The organism is Kitasatospora sp. MY 5-36, assembly GCF_001182915.1.
In the GTDB taxonomy this organism is placed as follows: Bacteria; Actinomycetota; Actinomycetes; order Streptomycetales; family Streptomycetaceae; genus Kitasatospora.
Genome location: NZ_LFVW01001203.1, coordinates 1 through 1,402 on the forward strand (window position 1 = coordinate 1; position 1,402 = coordinate 1,402).

Here is a 1,402-nt window from a genome sequence, read left to right on the forward strand (position 1 = left end):
GGCCGCGGCGCGGAGCCGCTCGGCGGCGTCGGGGTGGTCGAGCAGGGCGAGCGGCAGGACGGGCGGCCGGGCCCGTCGCCGTTCGGGGCCGGTGGGGGCGGGCCGGTCGGCGAGTGCCCAGGCCCAGGTGTCCAGTGCGATCCGGTAGATCCGCCGGGAGCCGTCGGCGAGCCCGGAGGCGGCCAGGTAGCGCTCGACGGCGACGGCGTATTCGACCGGTGGGAGTGCTGTCGCGGTTCCTGTCACGATCGCCTTCTTCCGAAATCCAAGTGCCGCAGTAAATCACTGTTCCGGGACATCTGAACCATAGTCGCCTGGCGCGGTAAACGGCAGGTGGAGAGCCATAGAGGTGTGAATTTACTGCGGTAGATCGAATCCTCATAGAATTGATTCCCAAAGGCTCAACTTTTTTCCCGCAATCCCTTGAATCCGCCCTCCGTCGACGCGCAGACTTTCTGCACATGGCAGTGCAGACCGAACGGATCCCGGCCCGCCGAAGGCGCCTGGGAGACCGGCTCGCCGTGTTCGGCGAGCGCGAGTTCACGTGGTTCTTCCTGGGGTACACGACCTCCCTGATCGGCTCCTCGATGGCGCCGGTCGCGGTCGCCTTCGCGGTGCTCGACGGCGGTGGCGGTGGAAGCGGCAACGGCGGAGGGGGCACCGCCCTGGGGTGGGTGATGGCGGCCCGGATCCTCCCCGTGGTGCTGGTGCTGCTGGCCGGCGGGGCGATCGCGGACCGGCTCGGCAGCCGCCGGGTGATGCTGGGCTCGGACCTGTTGCGCGGCGTGGTCCAGGCGCTGTTCGCCGGGCTGCTGGCGGCCGGGCACGCCCCGGTCTGGGCGATGGTCGCGCTGGTGGCGGTCTGGGGGGTCGGCGAGGGGCTGTTCATGCCGGCCTTCGGCGCGATCGTGCCCGACCTGGTGCGCCGTACGGGACTGGTGGCGGACGCCAACGCCCTGCTGGGGCTGGCCCGTTCGGTGTCCACCGTGGTCGGCCCCGGCACCGCCGGCCTGGTCACCGCCGCCTGGGGCCCGGCGACGGTGCTGCTGGCCGACGCGGTGACGTACGGTGTCGGCGCCTTCGCGCTGGCCGGGCTGCGGCTGCCGGTGCGGGCGGCGGCCGGCGAGGGGTCGATGGTCCGGGACCTGCGGGCCGGCTGGTCGGAGTTCGCCTCCCGCCCGTGGCTGTGGGTCACCACCGTGCAGATGGGTCTGTTCAACCTGCTGGTCTGGGCCCCCTTCCTGGTGCTCGGCCCGCTGCTCGCGCAGCGGGACCTCGGCGGCGCCCGCGCCTGGGGCCTGGTGATGGGCGTCTACGGCGTCGGCGCGGTGCTGGGCGGCCTGCTGGTGCTCGGCCGGTCGCCGGCCCGCCCGCTCGCGGTGGCGTCCCTGGCGGCGCTGGC

The 1,402-nt window shown here is 73.0% G+C and carries 1 protein-coding gene and 1 pseudogene; one reads left to right on the top strand and one right to left on the bottom strand.

Translation table 11 applies throughout. The features are described 5' to 3' along the window. Nucleotides 1-246: pseudogene (locus AE652_RS41405) on the bottom strand (hypothetical protein); the annotation flags it as partial. A gap of 215 nt (nucleotides 247-461) precedes the next feature. Between AE652_RS41405 and AE652_RS41410 the strand changes: the two are divergent. Beyond that, nucleotides 462-1,402, top strand: a 941-nt coding sequence (locus AE652_RS41410) for an MFS transporter (RefSeq protein WP_053112603.1), incomplete at its 3' end; no start/stop codon positions are given.